Source organism: Shewanella hafniensis, from assembly GCF_019655335.1.
Lineage (GTDB): Bacteria > Pseudomonadota > Gammaproteobacteria > Enterobacterales > Shewanellaceae > Shewanella > Shewanella hafniensis.
Genome location: NZ_BPFD01000002.1, coordinates 1 through 24,433 on the forward strand (window position 1 = coordinate 1; position 24,433 = coordinate 24,433).

The window sequence follows — 24,433 nt, forward strand, 5'->3', positions numbered from 1 at the left end:
GTCTGGGTTAAAGGCTGCGACTTGGAAGACAGTTTTTGCCAAATCAATGCTGATGAGTTTATAGTTCATATCGGTCACCTCGAGTCAGATTTTGTGCACCTAAATCATGGCACATTGCGATGCCGAGACCGAGGTGACCATCTCAGCAGCCATATCTTTTTGTGCTTTATCCCCTCTTATACAAGAAGTAAGAAGCAAATAAGTGGGGACATATATGGTAAAACAAGTGGGGACAGCCATGTCTTTTGTGCTTTGTCCACTCTTCTACTAGTCTTTAAATTATCTTCACCTTGTCTGTTTGGAGCGAGTCATGACCTCGGCCAGAAGAATGCTTATCGATGCCAATACAACGCCCTTCTATCATGTGATAAATCGCTGTGTCAGAAGGGCTTTTCTGTGCGGTGAGGATAAACTCTCAGGCCGCAGTTATGAGCATAGACGTGGCTGGATTGTCGATAAAATCAAAGCATTATCTGCTATCTTTTGTATCGACATTTGCGCCTATGCAGTGATGAACAACCATTACCATTTAGTACTTAAAATTGATGTTGAGGAAGCAAAAACCTTAAGCCCAAAAGAGGTTATCAGCCGCTGGTGCCAAATCACTAAAGGCTATGCCATTGCCACTAAATATATGAATGGTGATGCCTTAATCGACGGTGAACGCATGTTACTCGATGTCTTAATTGCCGAGTGGCAAGAGCGATTAAGCAGTATTTCTTGGTTTATGCGCTGCCTAAATGAAGAGATTGCCCGTAAAGCAAATCGAGAAGATGAGTGTAAAGGTGCCTTCTGGGAAGGCCGTTTCAAATCCCAAGCTTTACTAGATGAGCAAGCCTTACTAGCCTGCATGATGTACGTGGATTTAAACCCTATTCGAGCAGGGATTGCCGACTCTTTGCAATCCTCTGATTTTACATCAATTCAAGAACGTCTAAACGCACTTTCCCCTAACAGCGTCACACCACTGATAACCCAACCCCCTGTAGATAACTCTCAGCCAACACCACATAAATCCCTCGCAAAATTTGATGGTGCAACGCACCTTCATCGGCAAACGGGCATCCCCTTTCATTTTGCCGATTATCTGGAACTTATCGATTGGACGGGTCGCGCGATTCGCCATGATAAAAAAGGCTTTATCGATAATCAGCGACCAAAGCTGCTCAATGAGTTAGGGATTGCATCCGTTGCATGGCTGCTTTCAGCCAAAGAGTTTCGCCGCCAGTACAGTGGCATCAGTGGTCGTTGGGATGCGATGTGTGCTTTTAAACTTCAGCAAGGTGGTAAATGGTGTAGGGGAAAATCGAGTAGCGAAGCTCTGCATCCAAATCAACCTTTAGGGTGAACGAGCCGTTTCCCCACTCTTTATCTGCGGTTAAATTTCGACACTAACATCCTTTGCGCTTGCCGCTTAATAGCCAAAAATCCACTCATGAGTGCCACTCTTTCAACTTAGCCATGCCCCAAAATCTCGCACGTTTCCGCTAAATCGGAGAATTTACCGCGAGAAGAGTAAATTTAAAACCTTTATAAACAATAGATTAAATCGGAAGGTAAGCAGAAGGTATCTTTTCTTTGCGAAGAATAAAGTCATCATCAGAAAAGCGCTTAGCGCAGATGACATTAGGTTCACGGAGAATGATAACGATGACAAGCTCACCTAAACAGACTCGCTCACAACATCCATTATCACTTGTAGGTGAAGACAATGGCTTACAGTGCACTGCGCAGCAAGGCTTGGTCGAGCCCGCATTGCCGTTAACCTTCTTCGAGCATGCCTCGATTGAAACGATTCAGCAGTTTATTCAGCATCTAACCGAGCCTGTGATTATCGTCAATGCCCAAGGTTACATTTACTTTAGCAATAGCAAAGGTGCTGACTTACTGACATGCCCGCAGGCCAGTTTGAAGGGACAAGATTGGCGTAACTTTTTGACTGAGCACCATCAAGCTCGCTACGACAATCTGCTGAGCAATGATATTAAGCTAGGCAAAAACTGCGGCATTCCAGTGCAGCACTGCGCCGAAGAAATCACCCTCATTACCGCCTCAGGCAAAGCAAAAGATGTCGAACTCTCCATTTCCTACATCCCCAGCCATGAACCTCTGTTCGTGATGATGATGCACGATTTAACGCAGCACAAAGCGGAGAATCAAAAGCTACGTAAATTGGCCGCCACAGACTCACTGACAGGGCTGGCGAACCGCCGATACTTCGACGAAATGCTGCATCACTATTGGGAAGAATGCACAGGTAAGCTGCGCCCTATCAGCGTGGTGATTATCGATGTGGATTATTTCAAAGTGTTCAACGACCAATTCGGCCATATCCAAGGCGACGAATGCTTACGCAAGATTGCCAAAGTGATTGCTGACATAGTGCCGATAGACATTGGCCTGGCAGCGCGTTACGGCGGTGAAGAATTCGCGCTAATTCTACCAAGCCACAATGCCAAAATGGCACTAACGATTGCCCAAAAAGTGCAGCAAGGGATTAATGACCTGCGCTTTACCGAGCAAGGGCTGCGCGACTATGTCTCTGTGAGCGCGAGCCAAGGGATTGCGAGTGAAATCAATGGCCAGTACCGTACCTCACTCGCCATGCTGTGCGCTGCCGATACCGCATTATACCGCGCCAAAGCCGATGGCCGTGACAGGATTAACGCGTCACTTTAATCCCCATTTATTGGCGACTGATTTACCCAAAACTGATTTATCCAAAACAACATAGTTACCCGCGGTTTAATTAGCAAAACTGAGTTAGCCATAATGGATTAACCACGGGATGAATGACCCCAGTCGCGCTTTAGCGCACTGAGGAAAACATAAAAAACACACGAAAGGACGCACGAATATGGACAAGCTTGAGGCATCAAGAAATATACGGGCAGTGATTGAAAAAAGCTTACCCGTGAGCACGTCACCCCTTGCCATATTCACTTACCAGTGTTGGGTAAAAACCAGTGCAGCTGGGCGTGTGTTCCATTATAAAACTGATCGAGAAGATACCTATTTCGCGGTGGATATTAATTCACTGGGGCATATTGAATGCGTGATTAATACCACCTTACTGCGGGTAGAGGCAATATCAACCTTAGGTGGACTCAACGATGGCCAGTGGCACTTATTGACTATTTGCCACGAATACCATGAAATCAGTTGTTATGTGGATGGTGATATTACCCATACACAACTCAATAATCTGTCACTGGTTGCCGACAATGAATTTTTAATTGAAAACGTGTCTTTACCGAATCACAGTGATACACATTTCAATGGCGAAATATTTGGTATCACCTTGCTCAACCGATTATTAACCCGAACCGAAATCGTCGACTATTATCGTAATCCAGCGCAACAGAAATCAATTACCGAAAATAACCTTTACATTTATCAGCATCAAGATACGCATAATTTACGCGATGAAAACTTTATTCCACTCAAAAGACAAAAAGTATTACTGGTTATATTTAATGACACTGAACATCAATTTATAAAAAGTACTGCGGATAGCAACACCTATAATCAACAGCTGCCAAAGATTATTCCGCCCCACGAACGCCGAGCTTATATTATTGAGTGCGACTATAACACTTGGCCTAATTTTAATTATGTCGTTAATTACGTGGCGAGCAACCAAGCGGATATCACACTCAATATTGAAGTGTTTAAATCGCTGACGGCCTATCGCTCGAGCATTGACGTGACCGTCGCAAATGAACTCGAACGGGATTGTTTGGTTATTCAATCGACCGAAGAAGAATTAAGTGCAGAAGTTCGTATTAGTGAAAACGTAGTGATCACCCAAGCCAAAAACTTTGTTAACTTTATCAATGAAGTTCGCGCACACATTCCGGCCGACAATATTATTACCAGTGGCCATTATTATAGTGAACAGCAATTCTCGGTCAGCACGGGTAAGCAAATGATTGCCTACCAACAGGCTTGCCAGCTGTTCAACCGCAGGTTACAAAAAAAACCTCTGGCGATCATCAAATGCACTTCCACTGAAGAAGTCAAAATCGCCTATAAAGCGGCCATCGATTATAACTTGCCGATCAGCGTGCGCTCGGGTGGGAATGATCACGAAGGAGAAAGCACTGAGACCAATACCATAGTGTTGGATCTGCTGAAGATGAATAGCCTCACTTTAGATCCCATCACAGGTATTGCGGCCATTGGTCCAGGCAATCGCTTTATCGAACTCACCACAGCCCTTGCAAAAAAAGGCGTGATGATCCCCCATAGTACGAGCGGCAGCGTTGCCTTAGCGGGATTTATTATGGGAGGCGGCTCAGGACCTTGGACCCGCAAATACGGCATGTGCTGCGAATCCCTATTACAGGCAGAAATCGTCCTCGGTATTGGTGAAACTCAAGTCGTCTCGGTTGCCAATAAACCTGAGTTACTCTGGGCGCTCAAAGGTGGCGGCGGGTTAAGTTACGGCATAGTGACCCGCTTTTTTGTGCAGACCTTTCCACTACCGCCAAGCCTTATCAAGTTTGAGTTAGAGTGGAATTGCTATGATAAACAAACCCATGAAATCATTGAGCACACCCCAACAAAAGACATTTTACAGCGCTGGGAAGCCATCATAAATGCCGACAGCACTGGCTGTTTGGTTGGCACTAATCTCAAGATAAATGCCAAAAATTTCCCCGCAGAACAACACAAAACGCCTGACATAGACACAGATTCGATTAAGCATAACTGCTTGATGTACGGCTTTTGGGAAGGCAATTCAGCCAGCCTCAACCACTTTATTCAAATACAATTTAATGAGTTTGACCTAGTGCCCGATGAAATTCGCATCGAGGGGATGGGCGGACTCACCAAAGCCTATGGTGAAAACTTAATGCCCAGTTGGGAAAGGGAATCTTTTCAACATCTGCAAGCTGACTTACAAGGCATAAGCCGCTCACCTAATCCAGCCGATGTGGATGAACCCGCGCCCCATAAAGTCACCTCACGCTTAGTCAATCAAACGGGGCTAAGGGACGGTTATAAGCCACTGCTCGAAAGCTTAACTTCGCACTATGTGCTTGAAGGCAATCGCCAATTGGGGCTATTTACCTATGTAACCCTTGGCGCCATTACGGGCGATTACTATCGCACTATGGGTGAAGAGCAAAAGCGCCGCAGCGCCTTCCCCTACAAGGACAGACAATACACGATTCAATATCAAACTTGGTGGAATAACGCCCTGCAAGAGAAACAACAATTGCAGGATAGCCAAGTGTTTACTCGCATTAATCGTGCGCTCGATTGGATTGATGCCAGCCGAAATTATGACATCCCCAACACCTCAGGCGCTTTTATCAGCTTCAAAGATAAGGCCATCCCCACTGATGTGTACTTCGACCATAGCTACGCCGCGTTAAAACGAATTAAGGCGGCCTACAGCCAAGATAGCTTTAACCATTTCCGCTCACGTAAAAGCATTATTTAGTTAATACACTGACATAGCCTAGGGTGAGTTTTTAGGGCAAAATCGACGCCGTCCACAGGACGGTGTCGGCTATTTTCGCCCATTATTTCTTTGCCGAGAAACTCACCCGCTTAAGCATGGCAAGCCTGGTCGTCGCGCTGATGGGCTTTATCAGTCAGCGCAAAGTGCGGGTTGCAAGCGAGTAAGCCACAAGGCTTCGCCGAGAAGGCTTTAGACAACAGAACTTTAACTAACAGAACTTTTACCAACAGAAGCCAAGTAGCTGAAATAATATGAAGAAAATAGTGTAAGCTCGACAGAGGATTGATTGAACATCTCACTCAAGATATATGACTAAGACTTAGGATCAGGAGGTCAAATTGAGAAAGCTACTGTTAGTCATTAGTATATTTTTGCTCAGCGGTTGTTTAGGCATGCCTAAACTGGTTCAACCCGTGAATGATTTTGAGCTAAATAAATACTTAGGTAAATGGTACGAAATTGCACGATTAGATCATTCATTCGAAAGAGGCTTAAGCCAAGTTAGCGCAGAATACAGCCTGAAAGAGGATGGTGGTGTTAGGGTAATTAACCGTGGATTTTCCGCGGCTAAAAACGAATGGAAAGAAGCCGAAGGTAAGGCCTATTTTGTCAATGGGGACTCAGAAGGCTATTTGAAAGTCTCCTTCTTTGGGCCATTTTATGGTTCGTATGTGGTCTTCGAATTAGATCATGAAAACTATCAATACGCTTTTATATCGGGGCCCGACACGGGTTATTTGTGGCTACTGGCTAAAACCCCGACTGTGCCACCCGAGGTGTTGCAAAAGTTTGTTGAAATGTCTAAAGCACGCGGCTTTGATACCGACAATTTGATTTATGTGCAGCAAGAGTCAGCGCCCTAACGAGTGCCGCCAATGCGCTAAAATCGAGTGCGCGAAAAGCTAATCGCTAGATAAAAGACAACCAATGGATACAAAAACGCCGCAATGAATCGCGGCGTTTTTATTGATGCTGCATTTAGCTGCACTGTATTTAAATGCATGTATTTAAATGCATGTATTTACACATGCAGCTAAATAACAAATAGCGTTAGACTTCAATGCCTTTGCTGGCAAGGAACTCATCGTAAGTGCCTCTGAAGTCATTCACGCCTGTGTGAGTCACTTCAAGGATACGGTTTGCCAGCGACGATACGAATGCACGGTCATGACTCACGAAAATCAAGGTGCCTTCATACATTTCCAGCGCGTTGTTCAATGATTCGATCGATTCCATATCCATGTGGTTGGTCGGTTCGTCGAGCACTAAAATATTGGCTTTTTGCATGATGAGCTTGCCGAATAACATACGGCCTTTCTCACCACCAGACAGCACTTTGACTGACTTTTTAATGTCGTCAGAGCCAAACAACATACGGCCTAAAATGCCACGTACCGATTGGTCGTCATCTTCTGGTTTGCGCCATTGGCTCATCCACTCGAACAAGGTCATATCGTTAGCGAAATCAGACTCATGATCCTGTGCATAGTAACCAATGTTGGCGTTTTCAGACCATTGGATAGTACCTGCATCCTGCGGGATATCGTGGATCAGGGTACGTAACAGGGTCGTTTTACCGATACCGTTTTCACCCAGTACCGCAATGCGCTCGCCCACTTCAACAATCAAGTCTAAGTCTTTAAATAGTGGCTTATCGTAACCTTTAGTTAGGTTTTCAATCACTAAAGCATTACGGAACAATTTCTTTTCTTGCTCGAAACGAATGAAGGGGTTCACACGGCTAGAGGCTTTGACTTCGTCTAACTTAATCTTGTCGATTTGACGGGCACGAGAGGTGGCTTGTTTCGCCTTAGACGCGTTAGCCGAGAAGCGTGCTACGAAGGTTTGCAGCTCAGAGATCTGGGCTTTTTTCTTCGCATTATCAGACAATAAACGCTCGCGAGCTTGAGTCGCCGCTTGCATATATTCGTCGTAGTTACCTGGGTAAACGCGCAGTTCGCCGTAGTCTAAGTCAGCCATGTGCGTACAAACTGAGTTTAAGAAATATCTATCATGCGAAATAATAACCATAGTACTGCTACGTTGGTTCAACATGTCTTGTAACCAACGGATAGTGTCGATGTCCAAGTTGTTGGTAGGTTCGTCGAGCAGCAGCACGTCTGGATCAGAGAACAGAGCTTGCGCAAGAAGCACACGCAGTTTTAAACCCGGGGCGATTTCAGACATCAAACCAAAATGGCTTTCAATACCGATACCTACACCTAACAGTAATTCGCCAGCACGGGATTCGGCGGTATAACCGTCCATCTCAGCAAAATCCATTTCTAGGTTGGCAACGGCAATACCGTCTTCTTCACTCATTTCAGGCAAAGAATAAATACGGTCGCGTTCTTGTTTTACCTTCCACAGTTCGCGGTGGCCCATGATCACGGTATCGATCAGGTTGAATTCCTCATAACCGAACTGGTTCTGGCTTAGTTTACCCAGACGCTCATTCACATCTAACGAAACGTTACCGCTGCTAGGGTCTAGATCACCACACAGGATCTTCATGAAGGTCGATTTACCACAGCCATTCGCGCCGATAAGACCGTAACGGTTACCACCGCCAAATTTAACTGAGATGTTTTCAAACAGTGGCTTAGCGCCGAACTGCATGGTGATATTTGCTGTTGTGATCAAAATGAACTTCCAAATCGAGTAATGTTGGCCGAGCCCGTTGGCGCCGCTTTAAATAAGCATAAACCAAATAACGCTATGCCGAAGGGGTAAAAATAAACGTGGCACTATAGCAGTTTGGGCTAAATTATCAACTAAAAAGGCGGCTAGAAAGCCAGAGGGAATGCCGAAATCGCCGCACTATGCCTGTATGAGAAGCGTAATTAATTTTACCTTATTGGCTTAGCTTTCAATGTATTCGAGCAGAATGACAATCGGATGACCCTTAGCGTCGCACTGCTTGCCAACGCTAAGGGCTTATGTGAATAGTAAAGACTACAACTTCTGCCGTCTTAAGCGGTTGGCGTTCGTGACGACAGTAAGTGAAGACAAAGCCATGGCAGCACCTGCGATCACGGGGCTTAATAACATGCCCGTAAGTGGATAAAGCACGCCCGCCGCAACCGGAATACCCAAACTGTTATACACAAAGGCGCCGAACAGATTCTGCTTAATATTGGTAATCGTCGCCCGCGACAATGCCAATAAGTTAGCAATCACTATCAATTGCTGCGACAACAAGGTGATATCCGCACTTTCAATCGCCACCTCAGTGCCCGATCCCATCGCGATCCCCACATCCGCGCTCATTAGAGCTGGCGCATCATTAATGCCATCCCCAACCATAGCCACCACATGCCCTTGCTTTTGTAAATCCAGCACATGTTGTTGTTTTTGCTCGGGCAGTACGCCGGCAATCACTTCGGTGATGCCCACTTGGTCGGCCACCGCCTGCGCCGTTTGTGGGTTATCCCCCGTTAACAACACCACGCGAATACCCCTTTGCAGCATGGCCGCGATGGCGTCTTTCGCATCGGGTTTAATCGGATCAGCCAGCGCGATAGTGGCCACTAACTTGCCCGCTTTAGCGACATAAATCGGGGTTTTACCTTGGTTCGCAAAACTTAATGTCGCGTTAGGATCTAAGGCACTGCCATCGGAATTGACAATATTCAATGCCGTCATCAAGGCGAGATTACCAATCGCCAGCGATACGCCATCGACCTTGCCCTCAATTCCCTTACCTTGATGGTTCGTAAATGCCTGTGTGTCGGGTAATTGTGACAGGGATCCCTTGGCATAACTGACAATCGCCCCCGCTAAAGGATGCTCAGAGTGCTGCTCAAGGCTCGCAATCTCGCCCAGCAAGGTTTCCTTATCGGCATCACTCAGCGTTTGCACTAAATTAAAATCAGTGACTTGCGGCTTGCCTAAGGTGACAGTGCCGGTTTTATCCAGCACCACACAATCGACTTTACTGGCGGTTTGCAAGGCCTCGCCATTTTTAACTAACACGCCCATTTGGGCGGCGCGGCCAACAGCAACCATGATAGACATAGGTGTCGCCAGCCCCAGCGCACAGGGGCACGCTATGATAAGCACGCTCGTTAGCACCACTAACGCATGGCTTAAGGCGGGTGCAGGCCCCACAAAATACCAAATTGCCGCTGCCAACAGCGCTATCGCCACCACAGTAGGGACAAATACCGCTGAGATTCTGTCAGCCAATCGACCTATGGGCAATTTTGAGGTTTGCGCTTGCTGTACCAGTGCAATGATCTTGGCGAGTTTGGTATCTTCTTGCCCCGCCGTCACTCGGTAAACTAAGCTGCCGTTGCCATTGACTGTGCCCGCGCTCAAACTATCTCCCCGATTTTTAAGCACGGGAATGGGTTCACCTGTGAGCATGGCTTCATCTAGTAGGGATTGCCCTGTTTCGACCTCACCATCGAGGGCAACTCGGTCACCGGGGCGCAAACGCAGCTTATCGCCCAGTTTCAACTGACTTATCTCAACCTTTTCATCGCCTTTATCCGTGATCCGAATCGCTGTGGTGGATTGCAATCCAAGTAATCGCTGCACCGCTTCGCTGGTTTTGCCCCGCGCTTTAAGCTCGAGTCCATGACCTAAGTTAATCAAACCTAGAATCATCACACTCGCCTCAAAGTACACATGGCGGGTATCCATAGGGAATGCGCTCGGCATAATGACCACCAGCATGGAATAAGCCCATGCCGTACTAGTGCCCAGCACAATCAGCGTATCCATATTGGTGGTTTTGGCTTTGAGCGCCCGCCACATACCTTGGTAGAAATGTCCGCCCGTGGTGATGAGTAAGGCCAAAGTGACCAGTCCCATAATGCCCCAGCCAAGCTGCATCGCTGGACTGTTGATCATCATCTCGCCGCCCAGTAATCCCCACAGCATCATAGGCACGCCCACAACGAGCGCGGCTATAGCTTGGCGCATCCGCAGCCGATACTCGGCGGCATCTTCAAGGCGTTTTTCTTCGGCGGCGACTTTTTCATCCACTACTATCTGCGCCGGATAACCTGCATTTTCCATCACAGTTAAAGCAGTATCGGCGCTCATCTTGCCTTCTACCGTCACTTGTTTATCGGCGAGATTCACACGCGCTTCGACGCCCGCTTGGGCGGCAAACGCCTTTTCAATTTTCGCGACGCAGCCAGCACAATTCATATTGGCGACATAGAGTCTGGTCATAGACATGGGAGATCCCTCACTTGATGTTTTACACTATAGGTCTAAGATAAAGTCTCCCATTGCGGGAGAGTCAAGGATGAATTTGCTCAATGTGATCACATCGACAATTAATTGCTGGGCGAAATGGATAAGACCATTCAGTTACTCAAAGAAGAGGTCAAGATGAAGATAGGCGAAGTGGCGAAACAAACAGGCTTGAGCGTTAAGAGTATCCGTTATTACCATGATATTGGCTTAGTGTGCGGCGAGCGCAATGAGGCAGGTTATCGGGTTTATCGCCATCAAGATATTGAAGCGCTTAAGTTTGTGCATCAATGTCGCGACTTAGGTTTTAGTCTAGAAGATTGCAAATCCTTGCTTGGCCTTAAGGGCAATGAAAGCCGTAATGCCGAGGACGTTAAGCAGCTTACCCAAACTCACCTTGCCTATGTCGAAGAGCAAATTAATAAGTTGCAACAGCTTAGGGCGCAATTACACCACATGGTGACCCTATGCCAAGGCGGCGAACAACCTCACTGCGCCATTATCGACAGCCTGAGCCACGAGGACCACGATACTGACGATGACAAATGCCAAAAAGACCAAAGCCTGCAAGATGCAGGCTCTGAGTGTTGCGCTAAAAACCTGAAGTAATAACGACAAATAAGATCAATAACCACGAGTTGCGCGGGGATGACCTTTCAAGACGGGTGGCTTTAACGCCGCAGCATTATCCAGCACCAGAGTGGCCAATTTGCCCGCGGGAATGAAATTAAACACTTGGCCATAAAATGCGAGTTCGGTCTCTAATCCTGCGGCTCGGTGCTCGGGTTTCCAACCTCCGTGTGGCTCATCTTGATAGGCGATATAAGCCGTTGGCACACCTCTCACTTTTAACGCCTCATAAATTTTTCGCGACTGCTGTGGCGGCACAATTTGATCCCGCAGACCTTGAAAAATTAACAAGGGCTCATTCAAGCCTTCAAGATGATACAGCGGCGACAGCTCCCTATATCGGGCTTGATTATTCGCATAAGGCCCAATGAGTTGATCTAAATACCCAGTCTCAAACTTATGGGTACTCTTGGCTAGCTGTTCAAAATCACTGATCCCCGCGTAACTGACACCCGCTTGAAACACATCATAAAAAGCCAAGGACGACATCACAGTTAACCCACCAGCGCTTACGCCTCGAATCGCCAGCTTTTGTCCATCAACCCAGCCTTTATCAACCAAATAACGGGCCGCATTGACCGCATCTTCCACATCGGCCTGGCCCCATTTTCCGTAAATACTTTGACGATAGGCACGGCCAAAACCACTGCTACCGCGAAAATTAACATCGAGCACCGCAAAGCCACGACTGGTCCAAAATTGAATATCACTGCGATAAGCCAAACTCGCTCGCGCCGTTGGGCCACCGTGCAGCATCACGATGAGCGGCGGACGGGTATCATGGGGCGCAGTATAGTTGGGGTTAACTGGACCATAAAAATAACCGTAGGCTTGCTGGTTAACGCCGGTTTTAAAGGTAATATTTTTTGCCCGAGAAATATAATTGGGGTCTAGCTTTGGCAAGCTAGGCGTATACACCAACTCAGTGCCGCGGCCGATGACTTTATAAATACCCTTCTCTGGCGTCGCCTTAGCACCCACAAAATAGACGGCATCTTCACCTCTAATCACTTGGGTAATTTCGCCGAAATCGACAGCTAAAGACTCGGTCAAACCCGAATCCAAATGCAGCCGGATTAGCGCCGCCTGACTGCCAAGCATATAACTGGCAATAATGGTTGTTTCAGATTCGAAGGCGTAGTTGTGATTACCTAAATGCCAATCAGCCACGGCAAACTCGGCTTTTTTGCTCAGCACAGGGGCTAAGGTATTTTGTGCTGTGACTCGATAGATATTCCACCAGTTACTGATATCCGACACGACATACAATTGTCCATCAGGGCTGAATAATGGCTGCGTCACGGAAGAATCCGTAGGCGTGTTGACCTGACGAATATTGTGTAATTGCCCTTTACGGTCGAGATCGCCAAGCCAGAGAATACTGCTGTCCCATGGCATGTAGGGATGTTCCCACGTGATCCACGCCAGTTGGCTATTATCGGGCGAGATGGCGGGCGAAGAAATAAAATCATGCCCCGAGACAAAGGTATCACCTTCGCCAGCAAAGTTAAGATTGATTGTTACTAGACTCGCCTTGGGCTCACCGGGCTGGCGATGATCCTCACGCACGCAGATAATTCGCGATCCTTTGGGATAAGCAATACAGTCGGCATGACGGGTGCCATTGGGCGTTAACGGCAGCGGAGGTTGATTAGGAGCGAAACGATAAAACAGTTGGTCCTGTGCCTTAGTGGCAAACAAACTCTGACCTATCCCTAAAAAGGCGGCGCCGCCGTATTCATGGACGGTGGATTTAACATTAAAGCTTGGTGGTACAACGTCAGTGATATTACCCTTTTTATCGAGACGCTTAATCCCTACTTGACCTTGTCTATCACCATCGGCTTCAGAAAAATAAATCGCCCCATCTACGCTTTGCAACTCGGCCACATTATCGGCCTGTTCAAATACCTCATTTGCCGATAAGGGAGACAGCCAACTGCCATAGGGCGCAATGATACGCCCACCATTATCACTTAGATGCGGTGTTTCTTTGTTCGAGCGCTCGCAAGCCCCCAAACAAAACAAACTCCCAAGCACCCATAAATATCCATGTAACTTCATTGTTTCTCCCCAATGTTTGCCAACTTCACAAACCGAAACAAAATAGGAACGTACGAAAATTGGTTATTTTTTAAATTTTTTTAAGAACCAATTTACCACTTGCACTTGCTGTACTTGCGTTAAGCCAAAATAAATACACACCCAAGGTGAGATAAGGAAAAACCACGGGATCACGGCCACGGAGCGACCACTGAAGAGCAGAAAAAAGAACCCGCAATAGATCACAATCAACCCTAAGACACCCACGATCAACATCATGCGTTTAGTGATTTTCTCAAGCCAGAGGGCTTTATCCTGCCAAGACATCCGGATGTTAAGCTCCATTACATGCGACAACATGTATGTAAAGTTATGTAAAAAAACGGGAGGGCGATTGTTGAAGGTTAACAACTAAATGTCAACTCCAACAGTAAAATCTAAATAAATCCAAAGACTGAGTTTAAAAAACCACTATATTTCTTTACGCAATAAAAAACCGAGCCTCAGCTCGGTTTTTATGAATATCAATAAGATACCGCCATTATAGACGGATACCACCATCGATTTCGAACACGCGACCATTGACATAGTCGTTCTCGATAATAAAGCGTACGGTAGAGGCTATCTCGTCAGCATGACCCAAGCGTCCTACTGGCACTAGCTTCTCTAAACGCTCCAGCGCCTCAGGTTTCATTGCCGCTGTCATCTCAGTAGCAATAACGCCCGGTGCAACCGCGGCACTACGGATATTGTAACGCGCTAATTCCTTCGCCCAGCCAACAGACATGGCCGCGACGCCTGCTTTTGAAGCGGCATAGTTCGACTGACCCATGTTGCCCGCTTTCGCTAAGCTAGAGATATTAACAATCACGCCCGCTTGACCGGATTCAATCATGGCCGCTGCCGCCTCACGACCGCAGAGGAAGCTACCCGTCAAGTTCACATTGATCACAGATTGAAATTGCTCGAATGACATACGGTCGGTGACTTTGCCGTCTTTGGCCTTGACTAACAGGCCATCGCGCAGAATACCGGCGTTGTTCACTAACACGTTAACTTGGCCAAAGTCTTCGAGAATATAGGCAAAACCTGCCACGACGTCTTCTTCGTCGGTAATGTCTAAGGCATAACCTTGGACTTCAGTGTCCGATCCAAGCTCAGCGCAAGCTCGCTCGAGTTTTTCTTGGTCCACGTCGATAAGCGCTATCTTAGCACCCGCCTGCGCAAAATTTTGCGCCATTGCCAGACCTAAGCCACCCGCGCCGCCAGTAATGACGACAACCTTATCTTTTAAATCCATCTGGTTATCCCTTGTTAACTATGTCTATTTTTTAAGTTGTGCAAATTGTTCAAAAATACTGGAAAAATCTCGGCGGCCGTTACCTTGTCTTGCATGATTAACATACAAGCTGCGGGCTAAAGCGCCCATTGGCGTGCTGGAGTTGCTCAATAATGCGGCTTCTTGGGACAGACCGAGATCTTTAACCATCAAATCTACCATAAAGCCGCCCTGATAGCCCTTAGAAGAAGGTACAGTCTCCATCACACCTGGGCAGGGATTGTACTTCTCTAACGTCCAGTTGCCACCACTGCTGACCTTCATAATGTCGGACAAGACTTTAGGATCGAGACCATGGTCAATGCCCATTTGCAACGCCTCTGAAGTACCGACCATCAACACAGATAACAGCATGTTATTGCAGATTTTAGCGACTTGTCCCGCACCTGGGCCACCGGCGTGGAATATGTTCACCCCCATAGCTTTCAGCACTGGCTGACCCCGCTCAAATGCGCTATCGGAACCACCACAAATAAAGGTTAAAGTGCCCGCCGCCGCGCCTGCAGTGCCGCCAGAAACCGGTGCATCCATAAACTCTATGCCGCTTTTAGCCGCTTCGGCCGCCACTAATTGCGCGCTTTGCGCATCTATGGTCGAGCAATCGATCAGTAAAGTATCACCCGCAACAACCTCGAGCAGGCCTTTGTCTGTGCCATTGCCTAAATATAAATTTTTCACATGCTTACCCGCAGGCAGCATAGTGATCACTACATTGGCACCCGCCGCCGCGCCGCAAGCCGTACTAGAAACAAAGGCCCCTTGCTCGGCAAGGCTTTGCATGGCTTCTGGGACTAAATCAAATACGCGAACCGTCATGCCCGCTTTTAATAAATTGGCTGCCATTGGGCCGCCCATATTACCTAAACCTATAAATGCTACTGTACTCATGCTGTCACTCCTGTGTGCTGTTCTTTTTTTAGTGTAGTGATACTGCTAGTCTGTTGATTATGCTGTCGTTATCACAGAGTAAAGCGAACTTGGCTGAGCCTATACACTCAGCACTATTCAAGTGCTGCGTTAATCAAGTCAACGCTTAGTCAACTCTATGCACAATTAACTCAACGCTTAGCTCAGTTGGCTAAAGGGATGCGCCTCGCCCCAAGGGGAAGTCAATATTTGCTCAAGTACAGCGGTAGGCACTGAGCTAACATCCTTAAAGCGCCACTGGGGTTGTCTGTCTTTATCAATCAAGAGTGCGCGAACCCCTTCGCAGAAATCACCATGGGCACACACGTTAACGCTGGCGGTTAATTCCCATTTAAAACATTCAGCTAAGCTTAACTTAGTACCAAGTTGTGATTGGATATTAACCAGATGCCAGCTGATAGGACTGCCTGCAAGGAAGGTGTCGCGCGCCTTCATTAACCAAGCATCTTCCGAGGCTAACGTCGACATACGCGTAACGATATCCTCCAAGCTGCCCGCCATCAGTCGATCGATATTATCTTGGCTGTCCGCCAATACACTTTCGCCCTTCGGGATATCCACTTGATTAGATAACTCGTTGATCATGCTATCTAAGCGTTGATGATTAAGCGCAGGTGTATCGCTCCAATCTAAAGTGGCCATGGCATCGAACATCAGTTCTTTGTCGTCACGGTTCAGGTAATGATCCGCAAGGCCCACATAACAGGCATCGGCAGCATTGAGTTGATAGGCAGTGAGCCCTAAAAACAGTCCCATTTTGCCCTGCATGCGATTAAGGAAATAACTGCCGCCCACATCGGGGTAAAGGCCAATCGTCACTTCAGGCATAGCAATACGCGAAGTTTCGGTAACAACTCTGTGGCTTGCGCCCGCCATCAAACCGAGCCCACCGCCCATCACAATGCCGTCGCCCCACACCAATACAGGTTTGCCAAAGGTATGCAGTAGATAATCGAGGCGATATTCCTCTTCGAAGAAAACCTTCGCCTCCTCAGTCACTTGTCCTTTAGCGGCAATGGATGCATGGTATAAAGCACGCACATCACCACCCGCACAAAATGCCTTCTCACCGCTGCCATCGAGTACCACACAGGCGATTAACGGATCTTTTTTCCACAAATTGAGCTGCGCCGTCATAGCGCGCACCATGTCTAAATCTAAGGCGTTGAGGGCTTTTTCCACATTGAGTGTCACCACCCCAATCAACTTACCGGACGCGGTGGCTAAGGTTTGAAACACCACGTTTTGCGTGGTAGTGGCCTGATTTACCTTATCTACTACATTAGTCATTAGCGGTTCTTCCAATCAGCTTTACGTTTGCCCAAAAACGCATTCACGCCTTCGGCCTGATCTTCGGTATCAAATAACCCGACAAATAATTCACGCTCAATCGGCAGCGCTTGGCTACGCGCCATAGTGCGGCCCGCTTGAATGAGTGTCTTGCACGCTGTGACGCTGCTTGGGCTTTGGTTGGCCACTTTCGTTGCAAGGGCAATTGCCGCATTGAGCGCTTCGCCCGTTTCAACCACTTCTTCAACTAAACGCAGATTCAAAGCCTGAGTCGCATCGACGCGCTCACCGCATAAAATCATCCGTTTAGCCCAACCTTCACCGACTAAAGCGGTCAAATTCTGGGTGCCACCCGCGCAAGGTAATAAACCCACTGTCGCTTCAGGCAATGCCATTACAGCTTGGATTTCAGCGATACGAATATCGCAGGCCAGTGCGACTTCTAAGCCGCCGCCCATGGCATAACCGTTAATCGCGGCAATCGATACACCGCGAAATTGGCTTAAGGTTTCAAAAGCTTCGCCGAAGTGCTTTGCCATCGTCGCCGCATTGCCTTTGTCACCGTCACTAAACAGCTTCAAATCGGCACCGGCAGAGAAAAACTTTTGCCCTTGGCCCGTTAACACTAAGGCATAAATTTCTTTATTCGCATTCAGCTCAAGCACTTTGGCTTTGAGCGCCTGCAAACTCTCGGCGGTCCAAGTGTTTGCCGGTGGATTATTCATCGTCAGAATGGCCGTATGGCCTTCGATACGTTCTACTAAATATTCCATCTATATAGACTCCTTTTATGTTATCGCCAACCGATAAGTCACACTGCTTGCGAGTGGACTTAGAGGATTTGTCCTGCATTTTCATCGAGTAAACGACGGGCGATAATTAAGCGCATAATTTCGTTGGTGCCTTCTAAAATTTGGTGTACACGCACATCACGGAAATGACGTTCCAGCGGGTACTCCCTTATATAACCATATCCGCCATGAATTTGCAGCGCCGCATCACAGACTTGAAAGCCCACATCGGTGGCAAAACGCTTCGCCATGGCGCAATAGGCAGTGGCTTCAGGATCGCTGCTGTCGAGTTTAAAGGCCGCAAGGCGCACCATTTGGCGGGCTGCGACTAATTCTGTCGCCATATCGGCAAGTTTAAATTGCAATGCTTGGAAAGCCGCTAACGGTTTACCAAATTGCTGACGCTCATTCATATACTGAGTTGCACGCTCCAGCGCCGCTTGCGCAGTGCCTACTGAACAGGTCGCGATATTGATACGTCCGCCGTCTAAGCCTTTCATCGCGAAGGCAAAACCTTGGCCTTCTTCACCGAGCAAATTCGCTACTGGCACGCGCACGTTTTCAAAGGTAATTTGACGGGTCGGCTGGGCATTCCAACCCATTTTATCTTCAGCTTTACCGTAGATAACGCCAGCGGCATCTGCTGGGATCGCAATCGCTGAAATACCCTTAGGTCCAGCTTGGCCTGTGCGGCACATCACTACCAATAACTCGGTAGCGCCCGCTCCTGAGATAAACATCTTCGAGCCTGAAATCACATATTCATCGCCGTCGCGCACCGCTTTGGTTTGCAAAGATGCGGCGTCCGAACCCGCACCCGGCTCAGTTAAACAATAGGACGCTAACATTTGCCCTGTGGTTAACGGCTCAGACCAAGTCTGACGCAGGGTTTCAGTTCCCCAAGTTGTCACCATCCAAGTGGCCATATTGTGAATAGTCAACATGGCCGTGGTCGCGGTGCAGCCCTTGGCGAGTTCTTCAAAAATAATCGAGGCATCGAGGCGCGATAAGCCCATGCCGCCTTCGGATTCTGGCGAATAGAGTGAGCAAAAACCCAGCTCACCGGCTTTTTGGATCACGTCTTTGGGGAAATGATGTTCTTCATCCCACTTAGCCGCGAAAGGCGCTAACTCATCTGCGGCAAATTGGCGCGCCAGATCGGCAAACTGGCGTTGGTCATCATTGAAATTAAAATCCATTGGGCTCTCCTATGACTCTGTGGTCACTTTCTTATTGAATAAATTGGGCGCCGTGAAGACGCCGTGGTTTATCGATTAATCACTGAGCTTCATCACTGAGCTTTGCGTACTAGCTTAGCGTAGATTAATGCTCATGTTTGGCGTAGAAGCCACGGCGATATCGGACTCGAACCAGCGTGAAGTGATGGTTTTAGTCTCGGTATAGAAACGTACCGCTTGCTTACCGTAAGCATGTTGATCGCCATAGAAACTGCCCTTCCAACCAGTAAATGAGAAGAAAGGCAATGGCACAGGAATAGGTACGTTAATTCCCACTTGGCCGACTTCTATTTCGTGTTGATATTTACGAGCAGCCGCACCGCTGGCAGTAAAGATAGACGTGCCGTTGCCATAAGGGCTGGCATTGACTAATTCGATGGCCGCTTCTAAGGAGTCTGATTCCATGCAACACAGTACAGGGCCGAAGATTTCTTCCTTATAGATGCTCATCTCTGTGGAGACTTTATTGAACATGGTTGGGCCAATCCAGTTGCCTGACTCATAACCTTCCACAGTAAAGTCGCTGCCATCGAGCAAACACTCGGCGCCTTCATCAATCCCCTGCTTGATAAGCTTGAGCACGCGTGCCTTAGCTGCAGGGCTTATGACAGGGCCGTAACCTGCTGCTTTATCGTCCCATAAACCTGGGCGAACCTTGGCTAAGGCTTCTTTTAATTCAGGGATCCACTCTTTAGCGGCGCCAACAAACACGGCAACCGAAATCGCCATACAGCGCTGACCCGCCGCGCCTACAGAGGCGCCAACTAAGTTATTGATCACTTGCTGTTTGTTCGCATCAGGCATGATAACGCAGTGATTTTTCGCGCCCGCAAAGGCTTGTACGCGTTTTAAATTATCGGTACCGGTTTTATAAATATACTGGCCCACAGCCACAGAACCGACGAAGGAAATTGCTTTAATTGCAGGGTCTGCCAGCAGAATATCCACGGCAGTTTTGTCGCCATGCACTAATTGCAATACGCCCTTAGGTGCGCCCGCTTCAACAAACAGTTCAACAAGGCGCTGCGGCGTCATTGGATCTTGTTCTGAAGGTTTTAAAATGAAGGTGTTACCGCAAGCAATTGCCAGTGGGAACATCCATAACGGGATCATCGCAGGGAAGTTAAATGGCGTAATACCGGCACACACACCCAGTGGTTGAGTGTAGCTATAAGTGTCGATTGAACGCGCGACGTTCTCAACGGTTTCGCCCATCAATAATGACGCCACGTTACAAGCGTGTTCAGCGACTTCGATACCGCGCCATACATCGCCCTTGGCATCTTCGAAGGTTTTACCCGTTTCTTGGGCAAGAATGGTCGCAAGTTCGTCGTGATGTTCTTTTAGCAGATGTTGATAACGCAACATGACGCGCGCACGTTCAGAGACTGGCACTTCTTTCCACGTTTTGAAAGCGGCTTTGGCGCTAGCAATGGCAGCGTGAACTTCTTCGCTCGTAGCAGCATTAATCACGGCAATCGGCGAGTTATTCGCGGGATTGGTGACAATAATCTGCGATGTGCCCGTACCTTGGGTAAACTCACCGTCAATGTAATGCTTTACTTGTGTGGTCATGTTGCAATCCTTTCCTTGTAGAGTGATGGGCTGGCGGTGCGATATTATGATTATCCTCAAGGGAAGTGATTGCCCTTGCCAGCCCCGTCTTGTTGATTTAACTAAAACCTGATTTGACAAAAACCTTTGCGATTAAACCTCAATCGCCATCGCCGTCGCTTCACCACCGCCGATACACAGCGAGGCGACACCGCGTTTAAGGCCGCGGGCTTTTAATGCATGAATTAAGGTCACCAGTAAACGTGAACCTGAGCAGCCAATAGGATGACCTAAGGCGCAGGCGCCGCCATTGACGTTGACCTTAGCAATATCTAAACCCAGTTCAGATACGGCAAGCATAGTCACCATCGCAAAAGCTTCGTTGATTTCGAATAAATCGACTTCATCCGTTGACCAACCCACATTCGCCAGCAATTTCGCCATAGCGCCAACCGGTGCAGTGGTAAAGAGTGAAGGCTCTTGGGCGTGAGTCGTATGGCCTTTAATAGTGGCTAATACAGTTAAGCCTAAACGCTCAGCTTCTCCGCGAGAGGTCAGCATTAATGCCGCTGCGCCATCGGAAATCGAGCTAGAGTTTGCCGCTGTGATAGTGCCATCTTTGGTAAAGGCTGGACGCAGCGTAGGAATTTTTTCAGGGCGGGCATTACCGGGTTGCTCGTCGGTATCGATAGTCACATCACCACGGCGATCACTGACAGTGACAGGGGTAATTTCAGCTTTAAAGGCACCCGAGTTAATCGCCGCATTGGCTTTTTCGAGCGAGCTTAGGGCAAAAGCGTCCATTTGCTCACGGGTAATGCCGTATTCATCGGCGGTTTTCTGGGCAAAAGTCCCCATGGCGCCACCCGTGTAGGCATCTTCAAGGCCATCTAAAAACATATGGTCTAACACTTTGCCATGGCCCATGCGCATGCCGCCGCGGGCTTTATCGAGTAAATACGGCGCTTGGCTCATGCTTTCCATGCCGCCTGCGATCACCACTTTTGCACTGCCCGCTTTAATCAAATCGTGGGCTAACATGACCGTCTTCATACCTGAGCCACAGACCTTGTTCACTGTGGTCGCACCAACGGATAAGGGCAATCCTGCACCCAAAGTAGCCTGACGCGCAGGCGCTTGACCTAAACCTGCGGGTAATACGCAGCCCATCAAGACTTCATCAACATGCTCACCCGCCAATTGCGTTTCCGCTAACAAGCCTTTAATGGCCGTCGCAGCTAATATGGGTGATGCTACGGATGATAAGTTGCCCTGAAACCCGCCCATTGGGGTCCGTTTAGCCGCAACGATAACGATATCTTGATTTAACTGTTCAGTACTCATGAAGGCTCCAACCTAAATTGACCACGAAACCTAGCAGCAGTCTCGGGACGTTTAATAAAATCGACAATAAAACCACTCTGACGTTTACGCGAACGTAAAGCAAGTATCTAATAGTCTAATGTGCAGATTTTATCGAGGGAAAATGTCAGTAAGGATTTACAGCAAAGCAGAGATTAAGCGCAGTCAAGCGTGGACGGCAGGATCTAAGGGAGAGATAGGAGAGATAAATGAAGGGCTTTTGGGTATCAGACTAAGTCACATCCATGTGACCACATCACCCTAAGAGGCTAAACAACACCTTAGCGAGACTCCCACGGTGTCATCGCCGTCATATCGCTTAAATCGTAGGGAGTTAACTGATAGACGTAGTAGTTAAGCCAATTACTGACCAGCAGGCTACCGTGGCTGTGCCAGCGGGCAATGGCGTCGGCTTTCGGGTCATCATTGCGATAGTAATTTTGTGGCACATTTGGATTTAAGCCCTGGGCTAAATCCCTGCGATATTCATCATTTAAGGTCGATTTTTGATATTCAGGATGGCCCATCACAAACAAGTTACGATTATTGCGGCTAAGGACCAGATAAGCGCCTGCCTCATCGGATTCGGCGAGCACTTGCAACTGCGGGTGTTGTCTAATTTCTTCCACATCCATCTCGGCAAAACGCGAATGGGGTGCAAAGAACTCATCATCAAAACCACGCAGCAGTGGGAAATGCTGAGAAGTACGGCGATGCACGAATACGCCAGAACGCTTCTGTTGCAATATTTTTCGATTTAAACCATAGAGGTGATACAAGCCCGCATGGGCAGCCCAGCATAAAAACAACACTGAGGTGACATGCTCTTGCGACCAATCGATGATTTCACGGATATGATCCCAATAAACCACATCTTCAAAATCGATTTGCCCAAGCGGCGCACCTGTGATGATAAGACCATCGTAATTTTTATGGCGCACGGCTTCGAAATCACGGTAGAAAGTATTCATGTGATCGATGGAAGTATGCTTGGATTCTTTGTCGTGAATGCGCAATAAATCCACATCGACTTGTAAAGGCGTGTTGCCCAGTAAGCGCAATAACTGGGTTTCTGTCTCGATTTTGTTCGGCATCAAGTTCAAAATCAGCACCTTCATCGGCCTGATATCTTGATTAGCCGCCCGCGTCTCGGACATAACGAAAATATTTTCTGACTCTAACACTTCTGCTGCGGGCAGATGATCTGGAATTCTAACCGGCATACCGCGCCTCTTCTGTTCGTAAATACCAACGGATTCGGCGCGTATGTCAGCTCACTTCTGAGCGGGCTAACTAGCCACCGACTTTCTCTAGCAGTATCGTCATTGACTCAGTCGAATTGAGGTCAATATGATAGGCTTGAGTATTAATAAACAATAACTTATCACCGAGCATTATCCGTGCACCTATGGCATAAGTGTGCCCAGGTTGGAACTGATCGCTGCCAATCGCAAAACTAAATGGCGTGGGTGTTGCTGCACCTTGTTGTACACGCTCCGCCATCACTATGGCTGGCACATCCATTTTTGAGACATCGAGCAATTGCACTACGACCTTAGCCTCGGCGGGCAGAGCAATCCGTTCGCGATACAAGGTCTCGCCTTTTATCTCCACGATAGCATTGGGTGTCGCACAACCCGATAACACACCCATTAGCGCCATTAATGCTAAAGCGGTTAATCTCAACGCGCTTAAACGCAACCATTTGTTCATTTTGTTTCTCCTAATCATACATAAAGACTTCTAGATGTCCATACGCCCAAGCTATAAATCTTGTCTTGGCGAACATATCTTCCTATCATAAGCCACCATTTCGTTGCCGAAAAACCTATGACCCAAGCAACTGCAATCATTGTGGGAGCTAGCTCACAATTAAGTCGTGAAATTGCAAAGCAATTGGCAGATCAACAGGTTGAATTAGTCTTATTCGCCCAAGATCCAGAATCACTCCGCGATTTTGCCTTATCCTTGCCAACAAAAGTACAAGTATTTTCACTTCAAATTGAACAGCCTCAAGCCATTATCAACCAACTTGAATCCGTCTGGCAGAGTCTTGGCGGCGCACACTTAGTCTTAGTCAATACAGGCCTCAATAGTTATGACCCTGAGCTGCCTTGGCTGCCAGAGCAAGACATTATCGATGTCAATGTGCGAGGTTTTGCCGCTATCTGCAATACGGCATTTAGACTATTTCGCGAGCAAGGTTATGGACAACTGGCGGCAATAAACTCTATCGCAGGTTTGCGCGGTGGCCCAAGTGTGGCCTATCACGCCTCAAAGGCCTTTGGGCAGAATTACCTTGAGGGCTTAAGTATGCATGCTCAGCGCCTTAAGCTACCGATTACGATTACCGATATCCAACTTGGTTTGCTCGATAAAGCCGCTATGCAGCAAAGTGCGATGTGGCTTGCACCATTGCCACAAGTCGCAGCACAAATCATCAAGGCAATGAAACAAGGCAAACGCCGCGTCTATGTGACCAAACGCTGGCGCCTCGTCGCTTGGCTCACCGTATTATTACCCGAATTTATCTATAACACTCGCCACTGGAAAGCTAAAAAGTCAAAGCGCTAAATCG

The 24,433-nt window shown here is 47.8% G+C and carries 19 protein-coding genes; 6 read left to right on the forward strand and 13 right to left on the reverse strand.

The window, feature by feature from the left end:
• Positions 1-310: 310 nt before the first annotated feature.
• The 4 genes from K5Q99_RS00895 (at position 311) to K5Q99_RS00910 (ending at position 6,336) form a co-directional block, all read left to right on the forward strand.
• Positions 311-1,348 carry a transposase gene (locus K5Q99_RS00895; RefSeq protein WP_220775749.1) on the forward strand — a complete coding sequence of 346 codons (1,038 nt, stop codon included), beginning with the start codon at positions 311-313 and terminating at the stop codon, positions 1,346-1,348.
• Positions 1,349-1,650: 302 nt separating this feature from the next.
• The gene (locus K5Q99_RS00900) at positions 1,651-2,679 is read left to right on the forward strand and encodes a sensor domain-containing diguanylate cyclase (RefSeq protein WP_220775750.1); all 1,029 of its coding nucleotides are present in this window, start codon (positions 1,651-1,653) and stop codon (positions 2,677-2,679) included.
• Between the two features lie 178 nt (positions 2,680-2,857).
• Positions 2,858-5,452, forward strand: coding sequence for an FAD-binding protein (locus tag K5Q99_RS00905; protein ID WP_220775751.1), 2,595 nt, complete (start codon positions 2,858-2,860; stop codon positions 5,450-5,452).
• A gap of 359 nt (positions 5,453-5,811) precedes the next feature.
• Positions 5,812-6,336: a lipocalin family protein gene (locus K5Q99_RS00910; protein ID WP_106650068.1), complete on the forward strand. Its 525-nt coding sequence runs from the start codon at positions 5,812-5,814 to the stop codon at positions 6,334-6,336.
• A gap of 187 nt (positions 6,337-6,523) precedes the next feature.
• Here K5Q99_RS00910 and K5Q99_RS00915 read toward each other — a convergent pair whose 3' ends face one another.
• The gene (locus K5Q99_RS00915) at positions 6,524-8,116 is read right to left on the reverse strand and encodes an ABC-F family ATPase (protein WP_106651801.1); all 1,593 of its coding nucleotides are present in this window, start codon (positions 8,114-8,116) and stop codon (positions 6,524-6,526) included.
• Positions 8,117-8,428: 312 nt separating this feature from the next.
• Positions 8,429-10,663: a heavy metal translocating P-type ATPase gene (locus K5Q99_RS00920; protein WP_220775752.1), complete on the reverse strand. Its 2,235-nt coding sequence runs from the start codon at positions 10,661-10,663 to the stop codon at positions 8,429-8,431.
• A gap of 156 nt (positions 10,664-10,819) precedes the next feature.
• Here K5Q99_RS00920 and K5Q99_RS00925 point away from each other — a divergent pair, with 156 nt between their 5' ends.
• The gene (locus K5Q99_RS00925) at positions 10,820-11,290 is read left to right on the forward strand and encodes a MerR family DNA-binding protein (protein WP_220775823.1); all 471 of its coding nucleotides are present in this window, start codon (positions 10,820-10,822) and stop codon (positions 11,288-11,290) included.
• Between the two features lie 15 nt (positions 11,291-11,305).
• On the opposite strand, the gene K5Q99_RS00930 is transcribed toward K5Q99_RS00925, so the two are convergent.
• The 11 genes from K5Q99_RS00930 to K5Q99_RS00980 form a co-directional block, all read right to left on the reverse strand.
• Complete coding sequence (locus K5Q99_RS00930) at positions 11,306-13,375, reverse strand: S9 family peptidase (RefSeq protein WP_220775753.1); 2,070 nt, start codon at positions 13,373-13,375, stop codon at positions 11,306-11,308.
• Between the two features lie 63 nt (positions 13,376-13,438).
• Positions 13,439-13,681 (reverse strand): hypothetical protein, encoded by a 243-nt coding sequence (locus K5Q99_RS00935; RefSeq protein WP_006081033.1) that lies wholly within the window; start codon positions 13,679-13,681, stop codon positions 13,439-13,441.
• A 214-nt stretch (positions 13,682-13,895) separates the two neighbouring features.
• The gene (locus K5Q99_RS00940) at positions 13,896-14,654 is read right to left on the reverse strand and encodes an SDR family oxidoreductase (protein ID WP_106650065.1); all 759 of its coding nucleotides are present in this window, start codon (positions 14,652-14,654) and stop codon (positions 13,896-13,898) included.
• A 24-nt stretch (positions 14,655-14,678) separates the two neighbouring features.
• Positions 14,679-15,581: a 3-hydroxyisobutyrate dehydrogenase gene (gene mmsB / locus K5Q99_RS00945; protein ID WP_106650064.1), complete on the reverse strand. Its 903-nt coding sequence runs from the start codon at positions 15,579-15,581 to the stop codon at positions 14,679-14,681.
• 177 nt (positions 15,582-15,758) lie between these two features.
• A complete protein-coding gene (locus K5Q99_RS00950; RefSeq protein ID WP_220775754.1) occupies positions 15,759-16,910 on the reverse strand; it encodes an enoyl-CoA hydratase/isomerase family protein in 1,152 nt (383 codons plus the stop codon).
• A complete protein-coding gene (locus tag K5Q99_RS00955; RefSeq protein WP_220775755.1) occupies positions 16,910-17,683 on the reverse strand; it encodes an enoyl-CoA hydratase in 774 nt (257 codons plus the stop codon). The genes K5Q99_RS00950 and K5Q99_RS00955 overlap by 1 nt, the downstream gene beginning before the upstream one ends.
• Positions 17,684-17,742: 59 nt before the next feature.
• The gene (locus K5Q99_RS00960; protein WP_106650061.1) at positions 17,743-18,900 is read right to left on the reverse strand and encodes an acyl-CoA dehydrogenase family protein; all 1,158 of its coding nucleotides are present in this window, start codon (positions 18,898-18,900) and stop codon (positions 17,743-17,745) included.
• A 114-nt stretch (positions 18,901-19,014) separates the two neighbouring features.
• Positions 19,015-20,514, reverse strand: coding sequence for a CoA-acylating methylmalonate-semialdehyde dehydrogenase (locus tag K5Q99_RS00965; RefSeq protein WP_220775756.1), 1,500 nt, complete (start codon positions 20,512-20,514; stop codon positions 19,015-19,017).
• Between the two features lie 132 nt (positions 20,515-20,646).
• A complete protein-coding gene (locus K5Q99_RS00970) occupies positions 20,647-21,837 on the reverse strand; it encodes a thiolase family protein (RefSeq protein ID WP_220775757.1) in 1,191 nt (396 codons plus the stop codon).
• Positions 21,838-22,136: 299 nt separating this feature from the next.
• On the reverse strand, positions 22,137-23,078 hold the full coding sequence (metA, locus tag K5Q99_RS00975; RefSeq protein ID WP_106650058.1) for a homoserine O-acetyltransferase MetA: 942 nt from the start codon (positions 23,076-23,078) through the stop codon (positions 22,137-22,139).
• Positions 23,079-23,148: 70 nt separating this feature from the next.
• Positions 23,149-23,568: a YbaY family lipoprotein gene (locus K5Q99_RS00980; RefSeq protein ID WP_220775758.1), complete on the reverse strand. Its 420-nt coding sequence runs from the start codon at positions 23,566-23,568 to the stop codon at positions 23,149-23,151.
• Positions 23,569-23,685: 117 nt separating this feature from the next.
• Between K5Q99_RS00980 and K5Q99_RS00985 the strand changes: the two genes are divergently transcribed.
• Positions 23,686-24,429: an SDR family NAD(P)-dependent oxidoreductase gene (locus K5Q99_RS00985; protein ID WP_220775759.1), complete on the forward strand. Its 744-nt coding sequence runs from the start codon at positions 23,686-23,688 to the stop codon at positions 24,427-24,429.
• The last annotated feature ends 4 nt before the right edge of the window (positions 24,430-24,433 follow it).